This window comes from Pseudomonas sp. S3_G06 (genome assembly GCF_054667565.1).
In genome coordinates this window covers 4694676-4715665 of the sequence record NZ_CP162738.1, presented here as the reverse complement: position 1 = coordinate 4715665, position 20990 = coordinate 4694676, and the positions used below count along the sequence as shown (strand labels likewise).

Genomic DNA, 20990 nt, shown 5'->3' with positions numbered 1-20990 from the left:
CTGTGGGAGCGAGCCTGCTCGCGAAAGCGGTCTGTCAGCCAACTTCAATGTTGGATGTGCCGGCCTCTTCGCGAGCAGGCTCGCTCCCACAGTTGTTTTAGGGTGTTGCGGAAAATCGTGTCCCAGCGCGACAAATTGACCCGATAGACAAAAGGCTGACCCACATCCGTGCCTTTTGCCTCGCGCTCTGAGAAAATGCCCGCACTTTTTTTCCGGATGCCGACATGACTGCCCTGAAGAACGACCGTTTCCTCCGCGCCCTGCTCAAGCAACCCGTTGACGTCACCCCAGTGTGGATGATGCGCCAGGCCGGTCGCTACCTGCCGGAGTACCGCGCCAGCCGCGCGCATGCCGGCGACTTCATGAGCCTGTGCATGAACCCGGAGTTCGCCTGCGAAGTCACCCTGCAACCGCTCGACCGCTACCCGCAACTGGACGCGGCGATCCTGTTTTCCGACATTCTCACCATTCCCGATGCCATGGGCCAGGGTCTGTACTTCGAGACCGGTGAAGGTCCGCGCTTCAAGAAAGTCGTCAGCACCCTCGCTGACATCGAAGCCCTGCCGATCCCCGACCCGCACAAAGAGCTCGGCTACGTCATGGATGCGGTCAGCACTATCCGCCGCGAACTCAACGGTCGCGTGCCGCTGATCGGCTTCTCCGGCAGCCCGTGGACACTGGCGACCTACATGGTTGAAGGCGGCTCGTCGAAAGACTTCCGCAAGACCAAGGCGATGCTCTACGACAATCCGCAAGCCATGCACCTGCTGCTGGATAAACTGGCGCAGTCGGTGACTTCGTACCTCAACGGCCAGATCATGGCGGGTGCGCAAGCGGTGCAGATCTTCGATACCTGGGGCGGCAACCTGTCGGCGGCGGCGTATCAGGAATTCTCCCTGGCCTACATGAAGAAAATCGTCAGCGGCCTGATCCGCGAGAACGATGGACGCAAAGTGCCGGTGATCCTCTTCACCAAGAACGGCGGCCTGTGGCTGGAAAGCATCGCCGAAGCCGGCGCCGACGCCCTCGGCCTGGACTGGACCTGCGACATCGGCAACGCCCGCGCCCGCGTCGGCGACAAGGTCGCGCTGCAAGGCAACATGGACCCGACCGTGCTCTACGCCAAACCGGAAGCGATCCGCACTGAAGTCGGGCGCATCCTCGCCAGCTACGGCAAGGGCAGCGGCCATGTTTTCAACCTTGGCCACGGCATTACGCCTGAGGTTGATCCAGAACATGCCGGCGCGTTCCTGCGTGCGGTGCATGAACTGTCGGCGCAGTATCACGAGTGATCAGCGCCCAATAAAAAACGCCCGGCCAAATGCCGGGCGTTTTCTTTTGCACGATCTAATGTCGTACCCAAATCAACTGTGGGAGCGAGCCTGCTCGCGAAAGCGGTGTGTCATTCAACACTGATGTTGCCTGACACAATGCATTCGCGAGCAGGCTCGCTCCCACAGGGTTTTATCTCAGGCTTTGACACCCTGCAACGGCGGCAACTTCGCCAGCTTCAACGCCACCAGCAGGGCAATCAGCAACAACGTAGCAATAAACAGCCCGATCCCGTTCCACCCGCCCAGATGCCAGAACACCCCGCCCGCCGTCCCGGCGATGCTCGAACCGGCGTAATAACTGAACAGATACAGCGACGACGCCTGACCCTTGGCGGTCAACGCGCGCCGGCCGATCCAGCTGCTCGCCACCGAGTGCGCGGCGAAGAAGCCGAAGGTGAACACCAGCATGCCGACTATCACCAGCAACAACGAAGTGAACATGGTCAGTGCCAGTCCGGCGAACATCAGTGCAATGGTCGCCCAGAGCACTTTGCGTCGCCCCAGCTTGTCCGCCAAAGAACCGATTTTCGCCGAGCTGTAGATCCCCGACAGGTAGACCACCGAGAGCAATCCGACAAATACCTGATCGAGGTTGTACGGCGCGGCCAGCAAGCGGTAGCCGATGTAGTTGAACAGCGTGACAAACGCGCCCATCAGCACAAACGCTTCAAGAAACAGCAGCGGCAGGCCGGCGTCGCGAAAGTGCATGGTGAAGCCGTCGAGCAGGCTGCGCGGGTGCAGCGAGCGAGCGCGGAAGTTGCGCGACTCCGGGAGTATCTTCCAGAACACCGCCGCTGCGACCAGCGCCAGACCGCCAATCACCAGCATCGCCGTGTGCCAGCTGACGAAGTCGATCAGCACGCCGGTGATCAAGCGTCCGCTCATCCCGCCGATCGCGTTGCCGCCGATGTACAAACCCATTGCCAGGCCGATGTGTTGTGGATGGATTTCTTCGCTCAGATAGGTCATCGCTACCGCTGCCAGGCCGCTCAATGATAGGCCGATCAGCGCGCGCATGATCAATACGCCGTGCCAGCTCGGCATCATCGAACTGGCGATGGTGCACAACGCGGCAGCGAACAGTGCGGCGACCATCACCGGTTTACGGCCGATGCGGTCGGAGATCGGCCCGGTGATCAGCAGACCGAAGGCCAACATGCCGGTCGCCACCGAAAGGATCAGGCTGCTCTGCGCCGCGTTGATCCCGTATTCGTGGGACAGCAGCGGCATCATCGGTTGCACGCAATAGAGCAGCGCGAACGTCGCAAAGCCGCCACAGAACAGCGCCAGCACTGTGCGCATGAAGGCCGGCGTGCCTTTTTCGATGTAGATCTCCTGCAGCTCGGCGAGAGCATCGTCGTCGGCAGCGGGCGGGATTTCGTGGGCAAGGGGCGCGACAGCAGTTTTCACTTCAGACCTCGGAAAGCACAGCCGGGCAGGCAATGAAAAAATCATATAGCTGGCTAATGTTTCTATCCAATATATTGTTCGACCTGTTTGATAGCCTCAGCGACCTAATGGTAATCCTATGGAACTGCGTCATCTGCGTTACTTCATCGCCGTCGCGGAAGAACTGCATTTTGGCCGCGCCGCACAGGTGCTGGGCATCTCCCAGCCACCACTGAGCCAACAGATTCAGGCGCTGGAGCAACAGCTCGGCGCGCGATTGTTCGAACGCACCAATCGTCGGGTCGAATTGAGCGAGGCGGGCAGGCTGTTTCTGCAGGAGGCGCGGCTGGTGCTGGCACAAGTCGACAAGGCCGCGGACGTCGCCCGCCGTGCGCAACTTGGCGAGCTGGGTGAGTTGAAGATTGGCTTCACCTCGTCGGCACCGTTCAACTCGACCATTCCGCAGGCGATTTTTTCCTTTCGTCAGCGCTTTCCGGCGGTGCATCTGAATCTGCGCGAAATGAGCAGCACCATGGTCGCCGATGCCTTGGTGGACGAGTCGATCGAGGTGGGCATCATGCGCCCGCTCGGATTGCCGGATTCACTGAGTGTTGTGGAGTTGATGCGTGAGCCATTGGTGGCGGTGCTCAGTTCCAAGCATCCACTGGCCCAAGGCAGCGACGAAGGCCTGTTTCTCTCGGCGCTGGCGCTGGAGCCGTTCGTGTTTTTTCCGCGCAGCTATGGCAGCGGGCTCTACGCACAACTGCTCAGTCTGGCCCGTGACGCCGGCTTCAGCCCGCACTTCGCTCAAGAGGCTGGCGAGGCGATGACCATCATCGGTCTGGTGGCGGCGGGCTTGGGTGTATCGGTGCTGCCAGCGTCCTACCAACGCATGCGCATCGACGGCGTGGTCTACCGCCCGCTGCTCGATCCTGAAGCGATTTCGGCGGTGTGGCTGGTGCAGCGCAAAGATCAGAAATCGCCGATGGCCAAGGCGTTTGTCGAACTGCTTACGCGCAAGGTGGAGCCTCTGACGGTGTGAAGGCGGCTGGCGCTTTCGCGCAGGCCCGCTCCCACAGTTGAGCTGGGCGCCCATCGAACTTGCGTATGTTTCCTAACTCCTGTGGGAGCGAGCCTGCTCGCGAAGAGGCCGGAAGCAGCACATTCTGTGGTCAGTGATCATTTCTGAATCATGCGAAGTTAGGAAGTCTCCTACCCAGGTACAGGAAACCGCTGTCTTGCCGGCATTCCTGATCGTCGCTAATTTGTGTTTCCTCATTGTCAAAGCGCGTGAAACCATAAAGCGAGCGCGTCTTGAAATTATGGGTAACTATCCCGAAAGGGGCTTGTGAGACTCTGAGGATCCTGGGTAACCAGCCATCGCAGAGCCAGGCAGGTAATCGGCGATGACAAGCCAACCTGTCTGTGAAAGGGCGCCAAACGGCGCCCTTTGTCGTTGCTGGCGTTTATTGAACCTTCGCCAGATCACCCTTCAACGCAACGCCCGCCATGATCGCGCCGGCGTGGCATTCGTAGGTTTGCGCGTCCTTGCGCTCGTTGCGCTTGTAGAAGCTGACAATGTTGGTCACGGCGTTGGCGCCGGCGTTTTTCGCGGCCTGGTGCAGGCTGATGATTGCCGATTGGGCAACCCATTCGCAGGCGACTTCGTCGGACTTGTTGAAGGCGTTGGTTTTCTTGTTGGTCACGGCGTCGGGGCTGACCACGGTGACTTTGCCCGCCGGGGTGTTGCCGGCCAGATAGAATTTCACGCTGCCATCGATCTTGCCGGAGCGGGTGGCTTCGGCGACGGCTTTGTCGAATGGCAGGTAGACCGCCGTGTCGCGTGCCTGGCTGACCGCTGGCAGGGCGCAGAGCAGCAGGGTGACAGCGGCGAGTTTGTTGAAGTGCATGTAGGTCTCCTTGACCTGAATTGATTCGGTTATGCCCAGCGGCGGAAGATCAACGAGGTGTTGACGCCGCCGAAAGCGAAATTGTTGTTCATCACGTAGTCGTGATGCATCTGACGGAATTCGCCGCGCAGGTAATCGAGCTTGCCGCAGTGCGGGTCGACCTCGTCGAGGTTGAAGGTGTGCACATAGCGGTCGCTGTTGAGCATCTCGATGCTGAACCATGACTCCAGCGCACCGCAGGCACCGAGGGTGTGGCCGAGGAAACTCTTCTGCGAACTGATCGGCATGTGCTCACCGAACAGGCTGCTGGTGGCCAGGGTTTCGGCGATGTCGCCCTGTTCAGTCGCGGTGCCGTGGCCGTTCACATAGCCGATGGCGTCCGGGGTGAGGCCGGCATCTTCCAGGGCCAGCTCCATGGCGCGGCGCATCGTGAGCTGTTCCGGGCGGGTGGTGTGCTGGCCGTCGGCGTTGCTGCCGAAACCGACGATTTCCGCGTGAATGTGCGCGCCACGGGCGAGGGCGTGTTCCAGCTCCTCAAGCACCAGCATGCCGCCACCTTCACCAATCACCAGACCGTCGCGGCCCTTATCGTACGGGCGAGGGCTGGTCTGGGGTGCATCGTTTTTCAGGCTGGTGGCGTAGAGCGCGTCGAACACCATGGCTTCGGTCGGGCAGAGTTCTTCGGCGCCGCCGGCGAGCATCAACGGCAGGCGGCCAAACTTGATTGCTTCGTAGGCGTAGCCGATGCCCTGGCTGCCGCTGGTGCAGGCGCTGGAGGTGGGGATCAGGCGCCCGGTGAGGCCGAAGAAAATGCTGATATTGGCGGCGGTGGTGTGCGGCATCATCCGCACATAGGAGTTGGCGTTCAGGCCCTCGGCCACCGAGTTAAGGAGCATGTTGCCGAACGCTTTGATCTCGTCAGTGCTGCCCGTGGACGAGCCACAAGCGACGCCCATGCGCCCGTCCTTGATCGATTCGTCACCGAGCAGGCCAGCGTCAGCCAAGGCTTTTTCCGCCGCGCCGACCGCCAGGCGCGAAACCCGGCCCATGCTGCGCAACTGCTTGCGGGTCCAGTGCGAGGGTACGAGAAAATCATCGATAGGCCCGGCCAGACGCGTGTTCAGCTCAGTGAAGCGATCCCACTCGTCCATGCGGCGAATGCCGCTGCGATTGGCCGCGAAATTGCCGGCAATGGTCGGCCAGTCGCTGCCCAGCGAGGTGATGCCGGCCATGCCGGTGACGACGACGCGCTTCATCAGCACAGGCCTCCGTTGACCGCCAGCACCTGGCGGGTGATGTACGAGGCTTCCGCCGACATCAGGAAATTCACCGCAGCGGCCACTTCCTCAGGGGTGCCCATGCGTTGCGCGGGGATCATTTTCATCAGCTCCTCCACCGGCACGTTTTCGTCGAGCATGGCCGTGTCGATCAGGCCAGGGGCGACGCAGTTAACGGTGATTTTGCGCTTGCCCAGCTCGATCGCCAACGCCTTTGCCGCACCGATCACGCCGGCCTTCGAGGCGCTGTAATTGACTTGCCCACGGTTGCCGATCAGGCCCGACACCGAGGTGATGCAGACGATGCGCCCGGCCGCGCGACGACGGATCATCGGCATCATCACCGGGTGCAGAACGTTGTAGAAACCGTCGAGGTTGGTGCGCAGGACCACGTCCCAATCGTCATCGCTCAGCGCCGGAAACGCGCCGTCGCGGGTCAGCCCGGCGTTGAGCACCACGCCGTAATAGGCACCGTGATTTTCGACATCGGCTTCGAGAATGCTTTTACAGGTTTCACGGTCGGCGACGTCGAATTGCAGGATGCGCGCGCGGCGACCCAGTGCTTCGATTTCGGCCTGCACCGCTTGGGCTTCGGTCATGCCGCTGCGGCAATGCAGGACGATGTCGTGCCCGGCTTGCGCCAGACGCAAGGCAATGGCGCGGCCGATGCCACGGCTGGAGCCGGTGACCAGTACGGATTCAGTCATCGTGCGACTCCTTTGTCTGTTGCAGATATTGATTGGCTTGCGGCGGACGGAACACGTTCAGCCGGGCGCTGGCATGAATGCCGTCACCGTGGATGTGACATTCGAATACGCCCATGCCGTTATCGTCTTCCAGTGAGCGCAGGCCGTGGATGGTCAGCTCGCTGCCGGGCGCAAAGGCTTCGACGTTGCACTCGAATTTGCGCGTGCCGAGGAGAAAGCCCAGCTCCACCGGATTGCCTTTTTGCCGGGCGTGGCAACCGGCGAAAGCGGCGACGCTCTGCGCCATCAGCTCGACGCCGACCCACGCCGGCAGGCTGCCGTCGGGCAGGTTGAACAGGCCATCGTGCTTGACCGTCAGGCGGGTGAAAATCTGCTCGTCATCGAAGCGCTCGATGGCGTCGATCAGGATCATGTCGCCGGCATGCGGCAGCAGTTCGGCGAGCGGCCAGTGTCTCATGGTGCGTCTCCGATAATCAGGCTGACGTTGTTGCCGCCGAAGGCAAACGAGTTGCTCATCAGGTAGCGCGGTGCAATGGACGTCAGGCGTTCGCTCGCGGTCACCCACTTGAGTGGCGGCAGCGCGGGATCGGCCTGGCCGTCCCAGATGTGTGGCGGCAACGCCTGTTCAGGGTTTTCGGCACTCAGGCTCAGCCAGCAGAACGCCGCTTCCAGCGCGCCAGCCGCGCCGAGGGTGTGACCGGTCAGCGGCTTTGTTGACGAGCAGGCGACGCCTTGGGGAAACAGTGCCGCGACGGCCAGACTTTCCATCGCGTCGTTGTGCTGGGTCGCGGTGCCGTGCAGGTTCAGGTAGTTGATTTGCGTGGCTTGCAGATGCGCGCGGCCAAGGGCTTTGTGCATCGCTTGCAGGGCGCCGCGACCGCTCGGCTCCGGTGCGGAAATATGGTGCGCATCCGAGCTGGCGCCCGCACCCAGCAGGGCGATTCCCGGGCCCTTGCCGCGCTGTTTGCTCATCACGAACAGTACCGCTGCCTCGCCGATATTGATGCCGTTGCGGTTGGCGGAAAACGGATTGCAGCGTTCATCTGAAACGGCTTCCAGCGAAGAGAACCCGTTCAGCGTGAGCTTGCACAGACTGTCGACGCCGCCGCACAGCACCGCGTCGCACAGGCCCAGATCGAGCAGGCGCTGAGCGCTCATCAGCGCGCGGGCGCTGGAAGTGCAAGCGGTAGAAATCACGTAGGCCGGGCCGCTCAGTTGCAGCCATTCGGCGAGGAAATTCGCCGGGGCGCCGAGTTCCTGCTGGCGATAGTCGTACTCGGGAGGAAATTGCTGTTCGCGGATGTAATGCGCCAGACCCCGGCTGGCCTCGTCGATGCCCGAGGTGCTGGTGCCTAGCACCACGCCTATGCGCTCGCGGCCGAAGGTCTGGATCGCACGATCGATGTCGTCACGAATCTGCAGCGCGGCTTCCAGCAACAGCTGATTGTTGCGACTGCTGTGCTCGACCAGTTCGGCAGGGATCGGCGCCAATTCACCGTGTACGCCGGCCACTGGCAGTTCACGTTCGGCGACCCAGCCGGACTCGCGGCGCATGCCCGAGCAGTCGCCGGCAAACAGATTGCGCGCGACTTCAGACTTGTCGCGGCCCAAAGCGCAGATCACGCCGAGGGCATTCAGGTAAGCGGTCATGGCGTCGATTCACCTAACTGGGAAACGCGATAGTGCGGGCCTTGAGGCAGATTCAATTGGAAGCTCAACGGTTGTGAATAGCGGATGTTCCAGCGCGCCGGCAGTGAACGCTGATCGGCCTGTTGCCGGGCGTCGGGATAGTTGCGCAGCAGCTCGGCAGGAGGCGTCAGGGCGAACAGCAATGCGGCGAACAACTCCCGCGCTTCCGGGTTCGGCGGCAGCAGACCGTCGGCCTGCCAGTGCCCGTCGATCAGTTGCTGACGGGCCTGGGGAATGCCCAGCGGATCCATCATCGACCAGCGCGTGCCGGCGCCTTCGCGCTGGATCACCAGCAGCCAGTCCTGACGCTGCCCGGCCTGCTCGCGCTCGATGTGCAGTTGCAGCGGCAGGGGCAGCGTCGGGTTGGCCGCTGGTAGCGGTGGCTGGCTGGCGCAGGCGCTGAGCAAGGCAAATAGCACCAATACTAGCCACACCACAAACCTTGTGGGAGCTGGCTTGCCAGCGATGGCGTCGGCACATCCAGCATTTTTTTTGACTGACACACCGCCATCGCTGGCAAGCCAGCTCCCACAGGGACCAATGTATTCAGGTCGAAAGTGGTGCATCAGATGTCACCTTGCAATGGCTTGCGCGCGACGACATTCACCAGCGTCTCTTCACGCTCACCGAATGGCTTGGGTTTGCTCAACCCCAACCGCTCCAGCAAACCAAAATCCTTCGACCGGCTCCACCACAGATACGGGTAGGACACATTGCGCTCGGCAAACTCGAAACCCTGCTCGCGGATCATCTGCAGATACCCGGCGGCGCTCTTCTGTACGTGCATCGGATGGCGGAACAGCCAGCGAATCACCCAGGTATCAATGTAAGCCTCGGTGGACTCGGCGAACAGCAGATAGCCGCCCGGCTTGAGCACGCGATAGAACTCGGCCAAGGCCTTTTCCTGCTCGACCAAGTGGTGGAAGGTCTGGTGACAGAACAGCATGTCGACGCTGGCATCGGCGACGTTAAGCGTGGCGCAATCGCTGCCGATCAACTCGACTGGCATGCCCAGGCGCGTGGCCTCTTCGGCGCTGAGTTGCAGGCTGTGCGGGTCGGCGTCGACGCCGATCAGGCGCTGCGGGGCGAAGGTCTGGCGCAGGTGGCCGAACGACTTGCCTTGACCGCAACCGGCGTCCAGCAGCACCGGACGTTCCGGCAGCGGCTCACTGAATAATCCACGCAGATCATTGATCGCCACGCGCAGCACGTGGTGCTGCCAGGTGTGGCTGCGCAGGAACCAGAGACCGAAGCGGGTTTCCTCGACGTAGCTGTCGCTCAGGTAATTCATGAGGCGTCCTGCGCGCAGAGTTGGGAAATCATCTTCAGCCGGCGCCGCGCTTCGCTGACAAACGGGTTGCGCTCGTCCCAGGCGTAACCGGCGAGGATCGAACAGATCATCCGGCGAATTTCCGCCTGGCTGTCCTCGTAGAAAATCACGTCCTGGAAGGTGCCGGCGTACCAGCCTTCGACGTAGCAGCGGAACGTGTCGACGCCGCGTTTCAACGGCTCGGCAAATTCGCTTTGCCAGTCCACCGTTTCACCCTGCAACTGACGGTGCAGCACGCCGGCAGCCATGCTCGCCGAACGCATGGCGATGGTCACGCCGGAGGAGAACACCGGATCGAGGAATTCTGCGGCGTTGCCCAGCAGCGCGAAGCCCGGGCCATGCAGGGTTTTCACATTGGCCGCGTAGCCGCCGAGGGTGCGCGCCGGAGTGTCCCAGACCGCGTTGTTCAGAACCCCGGCGAGGCTTGGCGTCTCGGCGATGAAGCTGCGCAGGCAGACATCGAGGTCGCTATCGCGCCCCCGGAAATGTTCCTCAGCCGCGACCACGCCCACCGAGCAGCGGCCGTTGCTGAACGGGATGGTCCAGAACCACACATCGCGATGCTCGGGATGGGTGGTGACGAGGATCTTTTCACGGTCGAACGCCGGGTTGTCGATGTGATCTTCGACATGGGTGAACACCGCCTGGCGCACCGGGAAATTCGAAGGCGCTTCGAGGTCGAGCAAGCGCGACAGCACGCGGCCGTAGCCGCTGGCGTCCAGGACGAAATCGGCTTCGACGCGGTACTCGCTGCCATCTTCGCGGCGCACGTCAAGGAGTGGTTTCGTCTGATCGAAATCGACGCTGACGATCGCATCGCCATAACGGATTTCCGCACCTTGCAATGCTGCTTGATCGGCCAGCAACTTGTCGAAATCGGCGCGCTGCACCTGGAACGTGGTCGGCTTGCCGGCGGTGAAAGTGTCGCCAAAATCGAAAGCGCTGTAGCGCTCGCCCCAGGCAAACGCCGCGCCGGTCTTGCGCTGGAAACCGGCGGCGTTGACGGCGTCGAGCATGCCGGCTTCTTCGACGAAATCCAGGCAATGGCTGAGCAGGCTTTCGCCTATGGAGAAGCGCGGGAAGTGCTGGCGCTCGAGCACCAGCACATCGTGGCCCTTGCGCTTGAGCAGGGCGGCGGCGATAGCACCGGACGGGCCGGCACCGATGATCACGACCTGACGGGATTCCATTTCAACGATTGGCACGTGAGCTCCGGGGCAAGGGACTGTTCAGATTCAGGGGCGCGCGATGCAGACCGATAAGGGCCGGCAGCAGCGTCGCGATCAGGCCCATCAGCATCAGTGCGAAATACAGCGCCGGGGTGATGAGCTGTTGTTGCAATAGCAGATTGAGAAAGACGATTTCGCTCAGGCCGCGAATGTTCAGCAGCACGCTTTCGCGCCAGCGGCTGGCGCCAGCGAACGAGGCGCCCGCCCAACCGAGGCCAAGCCAGTTGCCCAGCAGTTTACTGGCAATCGGCAACAGCAGCAGCGCCGCCCACTGCCCGGCGTCGAGGCTGGCGAGGGCGCTGTGGACGTCGATCTGGACGATGCCGAACGTGAGGATCAGCGGGATCGCGATCCACGTCTGCAAGCGGCTCATCCAGCGTGCCGGCAACGGCAGCACCAACGGCACTTTCAGCAGCGCCATGCACAGCAGATAGCCGATGCCGAAAATCAGCGCGTTGAGTTTGTAATGCTCGGCCATCACCAGCAACGCGAAGAAGCCGAGGCTGTAGGTCAGCGGGCGACGCACGCGCAGCAGGTGCAAAAGCAGCGGCGCGCCGGCCATGGCCACGGGCAGCAGCAGGCTGCTCAGGTGCAGGCTGCCTTGGGCTAGGCCGAACAGCGCCCAGCAGGTCAGATCGATAAGGATCGCGGTTTGCACCAGCCGCCGCGTGGCAGTGGGCGGGTAATCGATGTGACGCAAATACAGGTACAACACCGGGATCGCCGTTATGGCGAAGACCAATCCGATGGCCAGTGCGTTGAGCCACGGCTGCGACGGCAGCAACCAATACGCAACCGCCAGCCCGCAAGCGAACGGCACGGCAAAACTCGGCACAGCTATTTTCACGCTCTGGCGATCCAGACGCAGATCGATGACATCGCTGAGGATGTGCCCGAGCAGCAAGGCGAAGCTCAGGCTGTAGAGATCTTTCAGCCAGTCCGGAGCTATCAGTTGCGCGCCGCTGAGCTGCCAGCCCGGTTCGATCCAGAAGTACATCAGCAACGGCAAGCCGAAGCTCGCCAGCAGCAACTGACTGACGATCGGAATCAGGCCGAAGTGACGGCCGACCCGGGTCGCCAGGGCAAACAGCGCCAAGGCCAGCAACCAGAAGCCGAAGACCATCATGCCGCTGGCTCCGCAACCGGTTCATGGCGTCCGGCCCACGGCGCGAGCATGAAGCTGAACGCCAGACCGAGGCTTACCGACAGGCCGAAATTACTCACCGCCGGCGTACTGGAGACCGCCAGCAGGCCGAACGATAGCCATGTGGTGACGGCGGCGAGCAAGGTGCCGAGCAGACTTACCGCCGCGCCGCCCACCTGTTCGCGCATGAGGATTGCGTAATCGACGCTGATCGCCGTCACCAGCAACAGGCCGAAAAGGCTGAACAAGGTCAGTGGCTGACCGAGCCAGCCAAGGCTGGCCAGACTGCACAGCGCCGCCAGCAGTGGCAGGGCGACGATGCGCAGTGCGCCAGTCAGGCCGAACGGCAGCATCAGCACCAGCACGATCAACACGCAGGAGGCCAGTTTCAGTTCGGCGGCGCTGATCTGCGTGGCGGCAAAGACCTTGTTCAGGTCACCGAGGCGATCGATCAGCACCACTCCCGGCAAATCGAGTGCCTGCACGCGCAGCAACGACGGATTGTTCAAGCCCTGCAAACTGGTCATCGCTGCGACGCCGTCTTCAGTCGGTCCAAGCCACAGTGTCCGATACGGCTCACCGAGCGGTCCGGCCAGCGCGGCGTCGATGTCTTCGGCGGGCAGGGTCTGCAACTGCTGCAATTCGTTTTGCAAAGCCGCCGCCGGCACGCCGAGATTGAGCAGCGGTTGCCAGAACGACGGCAGCTTGTTCAGTGATTCGCGCACTTGCTGTTGCTGACTCGGCGCGCTGACCAGTTGATCGAGGGCCAGATAGCCTTGCAGTTTGTCGAGGTTGACCAGTTGCTGCAGCCGTTCGCTCAGCGCTGCCTGGCGCTCAAGCAATTGCTCCTGATTGGCCGCGCGGATCAGGAAGAACTGGCTGGTCGGTTGATACCCGGTGATGCGCGCGATGGTCTGCGCTTCGTCGGTCAGATGCTGCGGCGCGCCGACCCATTGGCGGATGTCGTTTTTGCTCTGCAGTTGCATCAGGCCGCCGACGCAGAAGGCGATCAGCAGCGCCAGCAGCACGGGCGTGCGCATGCAACCGAGCAGCGCCTCACGCAGATGAATCAAACGTTCGGCCAGGCGCAGCGGCCATTGCGCCGGGCGCAGTTGGACATTTTTCAGCAGCGCCGGCAGCAGACAAACGGCAGAAAGATAGGCACCGAGCAAGCCGGCGGCGGAGAACACGGCGATCTGCGTCAATGCCGGGAACGGCGTCCACGCCAGCGCCAGATAGCCGATAACGCTGGTGATCAGGCTCAGGGTCAACCCCGGCAAGGTCAAGCGCAGGGCCGGCCAGCTGCGCCAGGGCTTGAGACTCCAGCTCTTGGACAGATAGTGCAGCGGGTAATCCACGGCAACGCCGATCAGACTCGAACCGAGCACCAGCGTCATCACATGCATGTGACCGAACAGTGCCACACAGGCCACCGCGCCGAACAGCATGCCGACCAGCACCGGAACAAACGCCAGCAGCACGCGCCAGCGGCGAAACGCCAACAGCAGCAACAGCAGAATGCCAACCGTCGCGCCACCGCCGACCCAGGTCATTTCGCGGGTGGCTTGTTGCTGGCCGTTGGCGGCGTAGAGCAGGCCACTGGCGGCGAGCAACTGCACGTCGCTTTTCGCCGCTTGTTCGCGGCTGTGCTGGAGCAGCTCTGCCACTTGCAACGGCAGGTTCATGTCGAAGGCATTGCCGGTGGTGCGCGCACGCAGCATCACCCAGCTCTTGCCGTCGGCCTCGGCGACCAGTGCGCCGCTGCCAATGTCCAGTTGCACTGCGCCATGTTTCGGCTGGCTGTTCTGGATGCGCCCGGTCAGGCCGAGCCAGTCGTCCTGGCTCGGCACCAGGGTGAAGCCGTTGAACGGATCGAACAGCGCCTGCACCCGCTGCTGGATGAACGCGTCGGGGTGCTCGCTGAGTAGCTGCCGATCATCCGCCGAGAGCATCGCCAAACGCCCTTGCAGCAATTGCTTGCGCAGCGCCGGCAAGTCGGCTTGCAGGTTCCATTGCACGGTTTCGAACAGACCGCTGGCCTGCCATTGTTCGCCCAGTTGCTGAGCCATGTTCAGTGCTTGCTGGCGATCGGCGTGACCGACCAGCACCAGCATTTCGCGATTGAGCGGTTCTTGCATGCGCTGTTCGGCGCGCACTTCCAGCGCATCGGGACTGGTCCCGGGTACCAGCTCCATGAGATTGGCCGACAGCGGCGCACCGTCGCGCCACTGCCAGGCAGCCAGCGCGACGACGGCCAGCAGCAGGCTCAGAAACAGCCAGGGCAGCCTGCGTTCACTCGGCAAAGTCATGTTGCTCCGCTTCGCTCAGGGGTTGCTCGGCCGTGCTGTCCTGCATGCGCAGCAGGGTGCTGTCGCCTTGGGTTTCCAGCAGCTCGATGGTTTGCACAAGGGCGCCGCCATCGATATTGATCTGCTTGAACACTTGCTTGAGCAGCATCGAACGCGGCGTCAGAGTCAGTTGCCACTGCTGCGCCGTGCCGCTCAGGGCCAGTTCGAAATCGCGCTGCAAACCGCTGCTGTCACCTTGCAGCACGGCGAGGAACAAACGGTTCTGCTCGGCGCCGGCGCTCTTGTTCGGCAGCAGTTGCCAGCCGTTGGTGTCACGGCGGGCGATGCCATTGGCGGTGATGCGGTAATCCTGTTGCAGCGGAGTTTTCAACAGCCACAGCAGGCCATGATTTTTAGCGAGGACGAAGCTGCCCTTGCTGATCAGCGGCTGCGGCAGGGCGCGCAGGTGTTTTTCCTGGATGAACTGGCCGTGGATAACATCCGGTTTCGCCAGTTGTTCACTCAGTTGTTGCAGTTCGAAGGCATTGGCCCATGACGACACGGCCAGCAGCGTCAACGCGCCGAGGCTTCTGTAAAACACATTCATCGCAGCATCCTTTCCACGGCATCGGTGAAGACTTTGGGTGAAGCCAGTTGCATCTCGCGGCTGCTGACTTCGACAGCGACCTGCACGGAGCTTGCGCGGGTCAGGCGTTCGCCGGTCTGCAGGTCGCTGATCAGATAGTTGATCTTCAGACGGTTTTCCCACTCGACCAGACTGGCGCGCACGTTCAGCCGTTGGCCGAACACCGCGCTGCGCACGTAGCGCAGTTGCAGGTCGATGATCGGCCAGGCGTAACCCGACTCGACCATGTGCGTGTAGTTATGGCCGATCTTGTCCAGCAGCGCACAGCGCGCCACTTCGAGGTATTTGACGTAATGGCCGTGCCAGACCACGTGCATGGTGTCGACGTCGAAAAACGGCACGAGAATTTCGCTATCGGCGTGAAGCACTCCGGCACTACGCATGCAGCCTCCAGTGTTGCGCGGCGATGCGTTGCAGGCACAGGCGCAGTTCGCCTTCCAGCGCGCGGTCTTCGATGACCGGCGGGAAGTCCTTGGCCAGCTCTTCGTGCATCGCTGCCAGTGCCGGCGGCAGCGGGCGCGCATCGGCGGCTTGAGCGCGCAGCCACACGCCCTGATTGGCGGCGAGCAGCGTGGCGGCGGCGACCTGTTCGGTCAGCTCCAGCACGCGAATCGCATCACGGGCGGCGATGGTGCCCATGCTCACCTTGTCCTGGTTGTGGCACTCGGTGGAGCGCGAGAACACGCTGGCCGGCATGGTGTTTTTCAGCGCTTCGGCGGTCCAGGCGCTGGTGCCGATCTGCACCGCTTTGAAGCCATGGTTGATCATCGCCCGATCAGCCGGGGCGCCGGAGAGGTTGCTCGGCAAGTCGTGGTTGTAGCGCTCGTCGACCAGCAACGCCAGTTGCCGATCGAGCAGATCGGCGACGTTGGCCACGAGGTTTTTCAGGCTGTCCATGGCGAACGCAATGTGCCCGCCGTAGAAGTGTCCGCCATGCAGAACGCGCTCGGCTTCGGCGTCGATGATCGGGTTGTCGTTGGCGCTGTTCAGCTCGGTCTCGATGAAGCCGCGCAGCCAGTTCAGGCTGTCGGCCAATACGCCGAGCACATGCGGCGCGCAACGCAGCGAATAACGATCCTGCAGGCGATGCAGTGGTGCGGTCGGCGCGTCGATCGCCAGATCCTTGCGCAGCCACGTGGCGACCTGCATCTGTCCCGGATGCGGCTTGGCGGCGAACAGGCGTTCGTCGAAGTGCTCCGGGTTGCCTTGCAGCGCGACGACGTTGAGCGCGGTGATGCGCGTGGCCAGTTGCAGCAAATAATCGGCGCGGGCGAAAGCGAGGCAGGCGAGGCCGGTCATCACCGCCGTGCCGTTCATCAGCGCCAGCGCCTCTTTCGGGCGCAGCACCAGCGGCGTCCAGCCGAGCTCGCGATGCACGTCGGCAGCCTGACGACGTTCGCCACGGAACAGCACTTCGCGCTCGCCGGACAGGGTTGCGGCGACATAGGACAGCGGCGTCAGATCGCCGCTGGCACCCACCGAACCCTCTTCGGGAATCAACGGCAGGATGTCGTATTCGAGAAACGCATGCAGACGCTCGAGCAGTTCGACGCGCACCCCGGAGACGCCGTGACACAACGACTGCAAACGCGCTGCCAGCACCGCGCGAGTGGCCTGCGCGTCGAGCAGTTTGCCCAGGCCGCAACCATGAAAGGTGTAGAGATGACGCGGCAAGGCTTCGACGTGATGCAGCGGCACCGCGACCACGCAGGAATCGCCGTAACCGGTGGTGACCCCGTAGATCACGCCTTCCTTGTCCAGCAGCGAATCGAGAAAACGCGCGCCCTTGGCGATGCGCTCGCGATAGTCGGCGTCAGCCTGCAACTGCACGGGCGCCTGACGGTTGGCCAGGGCCAGCACGTCTTCGATGCGCAAAGGGCGTTCGCCGAAGGTTACCGGCTCATGGGTTGGCGTCGTCATCGGTCTTCCAGAAAGGGTAAAAGTTGAACCATTGCTGCGGGGCTTCGAGGCAATAGTGACTCAGGCGCTGCGCGTAGCGAGTGGCCCACTGATGAATGACCTGCTCGCGCTCGCGGCGCGTCCACACCACCGCGTCGGCGAACGGTTCGAGAGTCAGGCGATAGTGGCCGTCGGGTTGCTTGAGGCACATCAGCAGGTTGACCGGGCACTTGAGCAGGCCGGCCAGCAACCACGGGCCTTGCGGAAACGGCGCCGGATGGCCGAGAAAATCCACCGTCACGCTGCGCCCGCCATGCAGTGGCACGCGGTCGCCGGCAATCGCCAGCCACTCGCCGCGTTCCAGCCGTTCGTGCAGTTGCAGCATGATCACCGGGTCGAGTTCGCTGACCTGGATCAGGCGCAGATTGGTCGCCCCGGCCTCGCCAAGCAAGCGGTTGAATTGTTCGGCGTGCTTGGTGTGCACCAACACATTCATGGTGACCTTTTCGCCGATCTCCGCCAGCGCCCGGCACACTTCGAGATTGCCCAGATGCGCGCCGACCAGCAGTTGCCCGCGACTGCCGCGCAACTGCTTGCGCAGCAGCGCCGGATCGATGATTTCGATCTGCTCGATGCTCAGCTTGCCGTTCCACACGTCGAGCTTGTCGAGCAGCGAATCGGCAAAGGTCATGAATTGGCCGAACACCCGCCAGTGGCTCGGACGCAGGTCGTCGCGCCGGCTCCACGCGGCCAGCCGTTGCTGGTACTGCCAGGCACTGCGCCGGGCGACGCGGCCGAACAAAAAGAAATACAGGACGATGCCATAAAGCAACGGACTGAGCAGGCGGCGGCCGAGGACTTTGGCAGCGAACGCGGTGAATTTCATCAGCAGGAAACTGCCGCGCTCTTCGCGGTCGGCCCAGTGCTTCTTGTCGACTTCTTCGCTCATGGTTTCCACCGCCGCCAGAGGATCAGCGGCCAACGCAGCAACATGCCGAAGAACAGCCGCGTGTGCATGCTGGAAATCAGCGCGTTGTCGTGGAACAGGCGAAAGTGCGATACACCGTCCAACGGGTAATGCACGCTGGTCTGCAGCCAGCGCATCGGCTGATTGCGCCAGGCCAGACGCACGAGAATGTCCGAGTCGAAATCCATGCGTTTGCCGACTTTCGCCGAGTCAATCACCGCCAGAGTCGGCGCCAACGGATAAACACGGAAGCCGCACATCGAATCGCGAATCTGCAACGACAGAGTGTTGATCCACACCATCACGTGGGTCAGGTAGCGCGCGTACAAACGCCCTTTCGGCACGCTCTCGTCGAACAGCGGATAGCCGCAGATCATCGCCTCGGGATGGGCGCGGGATTCGCCGACGAAGCGCGCGACGTCGTGCAAATCGTGCTGGCCGTCGGCATCGACCTGCAAAGCATGGCTGTAACCCAGACGCGAGGCTTCACGCAGACCGGTCATCACCGCGCCGCCCTTGCCCTGATTGGCTGTGAGACGCACCAGGAAAACCCTGTCGCGCTCGGCGAGTGCGTCGAGCACCCGTGCGCAGGACGGCTCGCTGGCATCGTCCACCAGAATGCACGGCAGACCTTGTGCGAGCAGGGCATCGACCACGGTCGTGATCGCGGTTTCGTGGTTGTACACCGGGATTACGGCGCAGGGGTTATGCATGGGCAGGCCCCAGGAGAATGCGTCCGCTGGAACACGTCGCCGTGTCGTTGCGATAAGCGAAATACAACTTGCCGCGCTCGGCATCGAAACGCAGATGCAACTGGATTTCATCACCCGGGCGCACCAGTTGCTGGAATTTCAGCACTTCCATTCCGGCAAACGCGCCGTCCAGCCTCAGCAACTGCCGACCCAGATTCAGCGCCCACTCCACCTGCACTACGCCGGGCAACACCGGTGCCTTGGGAAAGTGTCCGCTGAAGTAGGCCAGATCCGGCGGCACGCTGAGTTGCAGGCTCCATTCGCCGTTGGTTTCGCTTTGCTCCAGCACTTCGGGGGCTTTCGGCCGTGCGGCCAGCAGCAGCGCTTCGACGTCGGCTTGCGCCAGTTTGCCCTGGCTGTTCAACGGCATTTGCCGCAGCAGGCGCCACCGTCGGGGCAGGGCGAGGGCTTCGCAATGTTGGCTCAGATGTTTGCGCAGGGTTTCGGTCAGACCACGGCGGCCGTGCTCGCGCAGAGCGAACAGGCCCGATTCGCTGAGCACCAGCAGCGCACCGAGCGAGGCGCGGTTCTCCTGCACGACACCGAGGCGCGCTTCGGCGACCCAGTCGTGATCGACCAGAGCCTGTTCGAGCATTGGCAGCGAGATCCGTTTTTCTTCGAGTTTGACGATCCGGTCCAGTCGCCCCAGCAGTTCGAAGCGACCATCGGCGGCAATGCGCGCGGCATCGGCGCTGTGTTCGACATGGCCGGCAGGCAGGTAAGGCGAGGCGATCAGCAGGGCGCCGTCGCTGTCCTGACTCAGTTCGACGCCAGCGAACGGTTGCCACAACGACTCGCCCTGACGCCAGGCAATGCCGCCGGTTTCCGAGCTGCCGAGGATTTCTGTCGGCCATTGCTGCAAGCGCTGTTGCAGGCTATGCGCGGCCTCCAGCGGCAACGCGCCACCGGATGAAAACACCCGCCGCACTGCGCTCAAGGCTTGCCAGTCGAGGTTGTCGCCCATGCGCTTTAGCAGCGCCGGGCTGGCGACCCAGGCAAAGGCCGGATGTTCGCGGCTGGCGCGCTGCAAGTCTTCGGAGAACGCCAGTTGCCGGCGCACGAACGGACGTCCGGCGCACAACGGCCATAGCACGCGAAATAGCAGACCATAGATGTGTTGCGTGGCGACGCTGCCGATGATGCAGGCTTCGCCGAGGTCTGCGCCCCACAACAGCTCCAGCGCTTCGACCTCGTTGGCCAATTGGCGCAAGGTCTTGTCGATGCGCTTGGGTTCGCCGCTGGAGCCGGAAGTGCACAGGCTCAGGCGGCATTGATCGAGATCCAGTTGTGCACCGGGTAGGCCGGGCTGAGTGAAGTTGTGCAACTGGGCGTCGCCGGGTTGGTCGGTCAGCCATAGATCGACTTCCTGCGACCAGCGCTGACGCGTCTGCGCTTGCAGATCCGCCGGCAGCAACACGCTGACGCCGGCACGCCAGGCACCGAGCAGGGCGATGGCAAGGTCGGCGGCATCTTCCAGATGCACGGCCAGCCTTTTCACGCCTCGGCTTTGCAGACCCGCGGCGACGCTCAAGGCCTGCGCTCGCAGTTGAGTGTGATCGAGTGCCGGCGCCTGGCAGATCGCCCGTGCCGGCAGTGCCTTGAGCAACAGCTGCTCAAGTTTTATCCAATTCATGTACGGCCTCTTACCCGTTGTCGTATCAGCCATTCAATGGCAAACATCAGGCCGATCAATCCATAGGAGATCAGGCCGGTGTACAACATCCACCAATCCAGCGGCGCCCACAGGGTGAGGAGGGCGGCGCACAAACCGTTGCAGAAGAAAAACACGCTCCAGGCCAGCGTCACCTTGCGCGTGTAGCGAATGGCAACCTGCGGCAGTTCCGGCTCGCGCAAGCGCGCCAGACGCTCGACCATTGGCGGGCCGTATTTCAGGCTGGCGCCGAACAGCACCAGCATGAATGCGCTGATCAGCACCGGGTACCAGCGCAGCAGCTGCGGGCTGTCGAACACCGCCAGCAGCAGGCAGAACACCATCGCCACGCACGCCATCCACAGGCTGCCGGGCTTGCGTTCGCCGGTCAGAGCGCGCGCCAGCCACAGGCTGCCCAGCAGCAGTGCAAATTGCCACGGGGCGAAATGCTCCATGCCGAAATACACCGCAAAGGGGTACAGCAGACCGGCCAGCAGCAGGCCCAGGCCGATCAGTCGGCTCATGCGGCCGGTTGAACCAGACGGAACACCGCCTCGACCACGTCACCGACGGTGCGCACCGATTTGAACTCTTCGGCGGCGATTTTCTTGCCAGTCTGGCGTTTGATGTGATCAATCAGGTCGACCGCATCGATGCTGTCGATTTCCAGGTCCTGATACAGATTGGCGTCCATGCTTACGCGGGCCGGATCCAGCTCGAACAGCTCGACCAGGGCATCGCGCAGGGTGTTGAAAATATCGTCACGAGTTTGCATGGT

General features: G+C 62.6%; 21 protein-coding genes. 2 read left to right on the top strand and 19 right to left on the bottom strand.

Features of this window, described 5'->3' with window-relative positions:
- The first annotated feature begins 224 nt into the window (after window positions 1-224).
- Complete coding sequence (gene hemE, locus AB4N47_RS21020) at window positions 225-1292, top strand: uroporphyrinogen decarboxylase (RefSeq protein WP_341638424.1); 1068 nt, start codon at window positions 225-227, stop codon at window positions 1290-1292.
- Window positions 1293-1469: 177 nt separating this feature from the next.
- Here the strand turns inward: hemE and AB4N47_RS21015 are convergent, their stop codons facing one another.
- Complete coding sequence (locus AB4N47_RS21015) at window positions 1470-2744, bottom strand: MFS transporter (RefSeq protein WP_460154332.1); 1275 nt, start codon at window positions 2742-2744, stop codon at window positions 1470-1472.
- A 118-nt stretch (window positions 2745-2862) separates the two neighbouring features.
- On the opposite strand from AB4N47_RS21015, the gene AB4N47_RS21010 reads away from it, so the two are divergent.
- Window positions 2863-3765, top strand: coding sequence for a LysR family transcriptional regulator (locus AB4N47_RS21010; protein WP_024011277.1), 903 nt, complete (start codon window positions 2863-2865; stop codon window positions 3763-3765).
- Window positions 3766-4189: 424 nt separating this feature from the next.
- On the opposite strand, the gene AB4N47_RS21005 is transcribed toward AB4N47_RS21010, so the two are convergent.
- From AB4N47_RS21005 to AB4N47_RS20920, 18 genes are read right to left on the bottom strand one after another with little or no spacing between them, the layout of a single operon-like run.
- A complete protein-coding gene (locus AB4N47_RS21005; RefSeq protein ID WP_133337302.1) occupies window positions 4190-4633 on the bottom strand; it encodes an excinuclease in 444 nt (147 codons plus the stop codon).
- Window positions 4634-4662: 29 nt separating this feature from the next.
- Window positions 4663-5889, bottom strand: coding sequence for a beta-ketoacyl-ACP synthase (locus AB4N47_RS21000; RefSeq protein ID WP_073471608.1), 1227 nt, complete (start codon window positions 5887-5889; stop codon window positions 4663-4665).
- Window positions 5889-6617 carry a 3-oxoacyl-ACP reductase FabG gene (gene fabG / locus AB4N47_RS20995; RefSeq protein ID WP_016772040.1) on the bottom strand — a complete coding sequence of 243 codons (729 nt, stop codon included), beginning with the start codon at window positions 6615-6617 and terminating at the stop codon, window positions 5889-5891. The genes AB4N47_RS21000 and fabG overlap by 1 nt, the downstream gene beginning before the upstream one ends.
- A complete protein-coding gene (locus tag AB4N47_RS20990; protein WP_341638427.1) occupies window positions 6610-7074 on the bottom strand; it encodes a hotdog family protein in 465 nt (154 codons plus the stop codon). The genes fabG and AB4N47_RS20990 overlap by 8 nt, the downstream gene beginning before the upstream one ends.
- Window positions 7071-8267 (bottom strand): beta-ketoacyl-[acyl-carrier-protein] synthase family protein, encoded by a 1197-nt coding sequence (locus AB4N47_RS20985; protein ID WP_341638428.1) that lies wholly within the window; start codon window positions 8265-8267, stop codon window positions 7071-7073. The genes AB4N47_RS20990 and AB4N47_RS20985 overlap by 4 nt, the downstream gene beginning before the upstream one ends.
- Window positions 8264-8872, bottom strand: coding sequence for a hypothetical protein (locus AB4N47_RS20980; RefSeq protein WP_191622363.1), 609 nt, complete (start codon window positions 8870-8872; stop codon window positions 8264-8266). The genes AB4N47_RS20985 and AB4N47_RS20980 overlap by 4 nt, the downstream gene beginning before the upstream one ends.
- The gene (locus tag AB4N47_RS20975; RefSeq protein WP_341638429.1) at window positions 8872-9597 is read right to left on the bottom strand and encodes a class I SAM-dependent methyltransferase; all 726 of its coding nucleotides are present in this window, start codon (window positions 9595-9597) and stop codon (window positions 8872-8874) included. The genes AB4N47_RS20980 and AB4N47_RS20975 overlap by 1 nt, the downstream gene beginning before the upstream one ends.
- Complete coding sequence (locus AB4N47_RS20970) at window positions 9594-10841, bottom strand: NAD(P)/FAD-dependent oxidoreductase (RefSeq protein ID WP_123444007.1); 1248 nt, start codon at window positions 10839-10841, stop codon at window positions 9594-9596. Before AB4N47_RS20970 ends, AB4N47_RS20975 begins: the two co-directional genes overlap by 4 nt.
- Complete coding sequence (locus AB4N47_RS20965; RefSeq protein ID WP_341638430.1) at window positions 10828-11991, bottom strand: cation:proton antiporter; 1164 nt, start codon at window positions 11989-11991, stop codon at window positions 10828-10830. Before AB4N47_RS20965 ends, AB4N47_RS20970 begins: the two co-directional genes overlap by 14 nt.
- The gene (locus AB4N47_RS20960; protein ID WP_341638431.1) at window positions 11988-14318 is read right to left on the bottom strand and encodes an MMPL family transporter; all 2331 of its coding nucleotides are present in this window, start codon (window positions 14316-14318) and stop codon (window positions 11988-11990) included. The genes AB4N47_RS20965 and AB4N47_RS20960 overlap by 4 nt, the downstream gene beginning before the upstream one ends.
- The gene (locus AB4N47_RS20955; RefSeq protein ID WP_341638432.1) at window positions 14302-14904 is read right to left on the bottom strand and encodes an outer membrane lipoprotein carrier protein LolA; all 603 of its coding nucleotides are present in this window, start codon (window positions 14902-14904) and stop codon (window positions 14302-14304) included. Before AB4N47_RS20955 ends, AB4N47_RS20960 begins: the two co-directional genes overlap by 17 nt.
- Complete coding sequence (locus AB4N47_RS20950) at window positions 14901-15326, bottom strand: acyl-CoA thioesterase (RefSeq protein WP_122747993.1); 426 nt, start codon at window positions 15324-15326, stop codon at window positions 14901-14903. The genes AB4N47_RS20955 and AB4N47_RS20950 overlap by 4 nt, the downstream gene beginning before the upstream one ends.
- A complete protein-coding gene (locus AB4N47_RS20945) occupies window positions 15319-16863 on the bottom strand; it encodes an HAL/PAL/TAL family ammonia-lyase (protein ID WP_341638433.1) in 1545 nt (514 codons plus the stop codon). Before AB4N47_RS20945 ends, AB4N47_RS20950 begins: the two co-directional genes overlap by 8 nt.
- Window positions 16844-17791: an LpxL/LpxP family acyltransferase gene (locus AB4N47_RS20940; protein WP_252885188.1), complete on the bottom strand. Its 948-nt coding sequence runs from the start codon at window positions 17789-17791 to the stop codon at window positions 16844-16846. The genes AB4N47_RS20945 and AB4N47_RS20940 overlap by 20 nt, the downstream gene beginning before the upstream one ends.
- A complete protein-coding gene (locus AB4N47_RS20935; protein ID WP_186567494.1) occupies window positions 17788-18522 on the bottom strand; it encodes a glycosyltransferase family 2 protein in 735 nt (244 codons plus the stop codon). The genes AB4N47_RS20940 and AB4N47_RS20935 overlap by 4 nt, the downstream gene beginning before the upstream one ends.
- Window positions 18515-20194 (bottom strand): AMP-binding protein, encoded by a 1680-nt coding sequence (locus AB4N47_RS20930; RefSeq protein ID WP_341638435.1) that lies wholly within the window; start codon window positions 20192-20194, stop codon window positions 18515-18517. Before AB4N47_RS20930 ends, AB4N47_RS20935 begins: the two co-directional genes overlap by 8 nt.
- The gene (locus AB4N47_RS20925; RefSeq protein ID WP_076565270.1) at window positions 20191-20736 is read right to left on the bottom strand and encodes a COG4648 family protein; all 546 of its coding nucleotides are present in this window, start codon (window positions 20734-20736) and stop codon (window positions 20191-20193) included. Before AB4N47_RS20925 ends, AB4N47_RS20930 begins: the two co-directional genes overlap by 4 nt.
- Window positions 20733-20987: an acyl carrier protein gene (locus AB4N47_RS20920; protein WP_016772026.1), complete on the bottom strand. Its 255-nt coding sequence runs from the start codon at window positions 20985-20987 to the stop codon at window positions 20733-20735. The genes AB4N47_RS20925 and AB4N47_RS20920 overlap by 4 nt, the downstream gene beginning before the upstream one ends.
- Window positions 20988-20990 lie beyond the last annotated feature (3 nt).